Source organism: Mongoliibacter sp. (assembly GCF_007692705.1).
Classification (GTDB): Bacteria; Bacteroidota; Bacteroidia; order Cytophagales; family Cyclobacteriaceae; genus Mongoliibacter.
In genome coordinates this window covers 1-5,091 of sequence record NZ_REBN01000264.1, presented here as the reverse complement: position 1 = coordinate 5,091, position 5,091 = coordinate 1, and the positions used below count along the sequence as shown (strand labels likewise).

Here is a 5,091-nt window from a genome sequence, read left to right as displayed (position 1 = left end):
AGCTCATTTAGTGATTGTTGGGTTAAAAATTCCATCCTTGAATTCAGTATTTCCTTTATATCCAGCTTTTTTAGATCATCAGATTTTCTGATTCCATGAAGGTATGGAGCGATCCATGCTTCTAGGTTATTCTTTAACCATTCCGTTGAATAATCCGGAAAGTCATCATTTGGATAACTGGATTTTAGTAATTGAATTCTGTTCAAAAATTGTTCAACTTCTTCATCTAGGTTTAAGTATCTTTTTATATCCTGTTGAATAACTGGAATTAATGCCCTTATTTTTTCCTCTTCACTTAGGTCGCTAACTGGCGTTGACCTCAGTACAATTGACCCGATTCCCAAAGTTCTCATTGCTAATAGCTCACCTGATTGTTTGTCCCATTTGACAATTCTTTTTTCTTGCAGTAAGGGTCTTAAATCAGTAGGGTTGATTGGAGCCGCCATAAAAATTTTACCCATTCCATCTCTTTCATCAACATGTGAAATGGCCAGCCATGATTCATGCGCAAGCTCATCTTTATGACCCATCATGGCAATTTTACCATTCGCCAATTGAAACTGAGCATTATTTCCAGGTCTTGCAGATGCTATCCTTTCAGGGTAAGCATAGGCAATTAAAAGCCCTACTTCATAAGGGTCTACAGCAGCATTATCTTCGTTTACTGCAAGAGTTCGTCTGTACTGAGAGGCTATTTTTTCAATTTTTCTTATTCCTTTTAATGAAAGTTTCTCTTTCCTTGCTCTCCGGATGGCCTCAATTCTAAGATTAATATCAACCCCAATTTCCGGCTTCAAAGGATCTCTTTCCTCCAACAAAGCGGCTATATCGGCAGCCAAAGCAACATCCCCCATTTTTTTTGCTTTCAAAAGCATATGTGCTATCCTTGGATGGGCCGGAATACTGTGGAGTTTTTGACCATGTTCTGTAATTTTGCCAAGCTCTATCGCTTCCAATTGCTCAAGTAAATCAAATGCCTGTGCCACAGCTCCTTGTGGGGGAGGGCTTAGCCAAGTGAGGTCTCCTATATTTCCTGCACCCCATTTAGCCAGTTCTAATACCAAAGGAGCCAAGTCAGCATCCTGAATCTCCGGTTTTCTGAAATTGTCCAAATAAGCATGTGAAGCCTCAGACCACATACGGTAGCAAACTCCCGGTCCCAATCTACCTGATCTTCCGGCTCTTTGGTCAGCAGCATCTTTTGAAATGGGGACAGTTTCAAGCCTGCTGAGACCTGACCTAGGGTTGAACTTGGAAGTCCTTCCGTAACCGCAATCGACTACTGCCTTGATACCTTCTATGGTAAGACTGGTTTCAGCAATTGAGGTAGCCAGGACAATTTTTCTTTTACCATCTTTTCTGGGCATGATCGCCTGGTGTTGTGCAATGGGTGATAATTGACCATAAAGAGGGTGTATGGAAAAGTCTTTTAGCTTTGATTTTAGAATTGATTCTGTTTTTCTAATTTCCCCTTGTCCAGGCAAAAAGGCTAGCACGTCTCCATCGTTTTCCTTAACAACTTTTATGACCACTTGACTCAGTATTTCAGGCATACTATAAAGGTCATAATCACCTGTATATCTGACTTCAACAGGATATTGTTTTCCTTCACTTGCTATGGTGGGTGCATTAAGTAATTTGGCCAAAACCGGCATATCTAAGGTGGCAGACATTACCATAATCCGCAGATCTGGTCTTAGTACTTGCTGCGATTCCCTGCAAAGTGCCATTGCTAAATCAGCATGTATATTTCTTTCATGAAACTCATCAAAAATGACGAGACCCACATTTTCCAATGCATTGTCATTGTGAAGGATTCGAGTCAAAATACCTTCTGTAAGTACTTCAATTTTTGTTTTAGCACTTACCTTGTTGTCAAAACGTATTCTATATCCCACAGTATTACCTACAGGTTCACCTAATAGGTCGGCCATCCTTATTGCTATGCTTTTCGCTGCCAATCTTCTTGGCTCCAGCATCAAAATTTTTTTACCTTTTAAAAACGATTCCTCAAGTAAGGACAAAGGTAATACAGTACTTTTCCCGGCTCCTGGTGGAGCAGTTACAATAAGTGTGTTGTTTTGTCGTAAGGAATTTTTTACCTGTTCTAAAATAGCATTTACAGGTAGATCAATGGATGTGGGAGGAAATTTCAATGTTACAAAATTTATTCAAAAGTAATAAAAAAAACCGCTGTGAAAAGAAGCTCACAGCGGTTTAAAGAATTATTAATTTGTTGTTTAATCAATCTTGATGAAAGCCCTACCGTATTCCCAGCGCATTTCTACGCCGTCATAATTGACTTCATATACCAACCTTTCTTCAAGGGTAGGAGATTGATTCGAAGGAATATTGACTCTTAAAACATCTTTGCTGGAGTCGTAATTATTTGTTCCCCAAAGACCAGTATCTTTATTGAAAATAACTGTAGACTCTCCTTCATTCGGGATGATAAAGAAGCTATACTTTCCTGCAGGTAATTCCTTACCTTGTACTTTGATATCCTTACTGGTTTCAAAAGTGGTTGCTTCATTTGCTCCTGCTCTCCAAATTTCACCAAGTGGTACCAAGTCACCCCAAATTTGGCGTCCATTTACTGCAGGACTCGAATATTTGATGGTTATTTCAGAACCTCCAGCACCCCCAGTAGCAGTTCTTGGCGGACTCGCTTTTTCTTCCTGCGCAAAGGTATTTGCTGTAAAGATCATCAATATTGAAAGCAGTGCAGTTGTAATTAAGTTGATTTTATTTTTCATGGTTATTTTAAATTGGTTCATCACTAAAATAGCAATTTATTCCTAAAATCAAATTTTTACCCAAGCTTGTTTTTTGTTGCTTTCTATAATCCTTTCACCGATCAGAAGTTCTCTATAGCCATCTTCGAAAGTAGGGAAACTAGGCTTTTCAGGCTGTTTTCCTTCACGGACAGCCGCATATACTTCTTTAAACATCTGCTTTGAGGTATCTGGAAATCCTTCGTTATGACCTCCAGGGAAGCTGATTAATCCGGCAGCTTCAGGGGTGAATAAAGAAGGGTCCTTCATCAGGTGCTGATTTGCAGTTTCTCTTTTTCCGATCCAAAGCTCATTTGGTTTTTCTGAGCACCACTCAAAATTGGACTTGGAACCTGCTATCTCTATATTCAGTCTGTTTTTCCTACCTGCATTCACCTGTGATACAGTAACTGATCCTTTATTTCCATTATCAAAACGAAGCATTACAGTAGCGTGATCCTCAGTATTGATAGGGACTTCTTCATAATCAGATTCCTGAAGCATTTTACCAGAGTAAGTTTCGATGGCTTTAAGGGGTTTCAATCTTGTTTTATGTACAGTTGAAAAGTCAGCCATCACTTCAGTGATTCTGAGGCCTGTGACATATTCAGTGATGTCCAAAAGGTGTGAACCAATATCCGCAATTGCTCTCGAATCGCCGGATTTATCAGGCTCTAATCTCCAGTTGTAATCTGTTTGAAGGAATAGCCAATCCTGCAAATATGAACCCATAATGCTGTATATTTCACCTAGTTCTCCATTTTCCCTCATGGTCTTCATTTGCCTGACCATTGGATAGTACCGTAGATTAAAATGAACTGCATTTACCAATCCGGATTCTTTGGCCAAAGCTACCAACTCTTCAGCCTCCTCTATTTTTGTTGCCAGTGGTTTTTCACAAACCACATGCTTACCAGCCTTAAGGACTGCCTTTGATTGGGAATAATGAAGGAAGTTTGGGGTGCAAATATGAACTACATCAATATCAGGCTGTTGTAGCATTTCTTCAAAAGTAAAAGCATTGGGTATCCCCAGTAATTCTGCTTTCGCTTTTGCAAGCTCAATATTGACCTCACAAAGTGCAGTGACTTCTACATAAGGGATCCTTCTTAAGGCTTCCAAGTGTGCCGGACCGATAAATCCGGTTCCTACAATTGCTGCTTTGATTTTTTTCATAATAGGTTATCTGGTTTGATTTGAATTGTGAAAATAAAGATAGGTCATGATAATTTCTAATAAAACCAAAAACAAAAGCCATTTGATAAGGTATTCCATTCATAGTCAATAAATACAGTTTATCATATTACCATTCAAAAAGCAATGTAATTAGTTCGCATATCATCTTTAATTGTGTAAATTAATACCTCAATCATTAAAACTAAAAAAATGGCAAATTACAGTCTAAAGGTCAACGGAGAGACATTCAATGTTGATGTAGAAGAGGACACTCCTTTGCTTTGGGTACTGAGGGATCACTTAGGTCTTGTCGGGACAAAATATTCCTGTGGAATAGCCCAATGTGGTGCTTGCACTGTCCATATCAATGGGGAAGCTACTTTTTCCTGCACCCTTCCGGTATCAAGCATAGAAAATGATGAGGTGACTACCATTGAAGGACTTTCCAAAGACGGAGATCACCCTGTGCAAAAAGCATGGAATGAAGTGGATGTGGCACAATGTGGCTATTGTCAAGCAGGACAATTAATGACGGCAGCTTCATTATTGAAAAAAAATCCTTCCCCAAGTATGGCAGAAATAGAAGATGCTATGAACAGAAACCTTTGTAGGTGCGGGACTTATCATAAAATCAGGGAAGCAGTGGCTTTAGCCGCTAAAACAAAATAATTATGGCAGAACTATTCAAATCAAACAGACGTGATTTCCTCAAAATAGCCGGAACGGCAGCTGGAGGATTATTCATTGGATTTTATTGGTCAGGCTGTGATTCTCCTAAAATGAAGGTCCTCACAGATGAGGAGGTATTGTCTCAGGCACATAATTTTAATGCCTTTTTATCTATTTCACCATCAGGTGATGTGGTTATATATTCTCCGAATCCAGAACTTGGTCAAAATATCAAAACATCTTTCCCTATGGTTGTAGCAGAGGAATTAGATGCAGACTGGGAAAAAGTGAGGGTCTTTCAGGCTCATTTGGACAATGATAAATTTGACCGTCAGGTAACTGGTGGTTCTGGCGCCATGCCACATTCTTGGGAAAGGCTGAGAAAAGCAGGAGCTACTGCCAAATTCCTTTTGGTAAGTGCCGCTGCAGCACAAATGGAAGTAGAAGCCAGTGAATTGACAACAGAAAAAGG

General features: G+C 39.5%; 5 protein-coding genes. 2 read left to right on the top strand and 3 right to left on the bottom strand.

All coding sequences use genetic code 11. The features are described 5' to 3' along the window. From hrpB to EA341_RS18010, 3 genes are all read right to left on the bottom strand, one after another. Window positions 1–2,156: ATP-dependent helicase HrpB (gene hrpB, locus EA341_RS18020; RefSeq protein WP_293016564.1), on the bottom strand; the 2,156-nt coding region annotated here is incomplete at its 3' end. Window positions 2,157–2,240: 84 nt separating this feature from the next. Continuing rightward, a complete protein-coding gene (locus EA341_RS18015; RefSeq protein WP_293016563.1) occupies window positions 2,241–2,756 on the bottom strand; it encodes a DUF2911 domain-containing protein in 516 nt (171 codons plus the stop codon). Between the two features lie 48 nt (window positions 2,757–2,804). After that, entirely contained in the window at window positions 2,805–3,950 is a 1,146-nt protein-coding gene (locus EA341_RS18010) for a Gfo/Idh/MocA family oxidoreductase (RefSeq protein WP_293016562.1), read from the bottom strand. Window positions 3,951–4,160: 210 nt separating this feature from the next. On the opposite strand from EA341_RS18010, the gene EA341_RS18005 reads away from it, so the two are divergent. Then, the gene (locus tag EA341_RS18005; protein WP_293016561.1) at window positions 4,161–4,619 is read left to right on the top strand and encodes a (2Fe-2S)-binding protein; all 459 of its coding nucleotides are present in this window, start codon (window positions 4,161–4,163) and stop codon (window positions 4,617–4,619) included. A 2-nt stretch (window positions 4,620–4,621) separates the two neighbouring features. Next, a partial coding sequence (locus EA341_RS18000) for a molybdopterin cofactor-binding domain-containing protein (protein ID WP_293016560.1) occupies window positions 4,622–5,091 on the top strand: 470 nt, incomplete at its 3' end.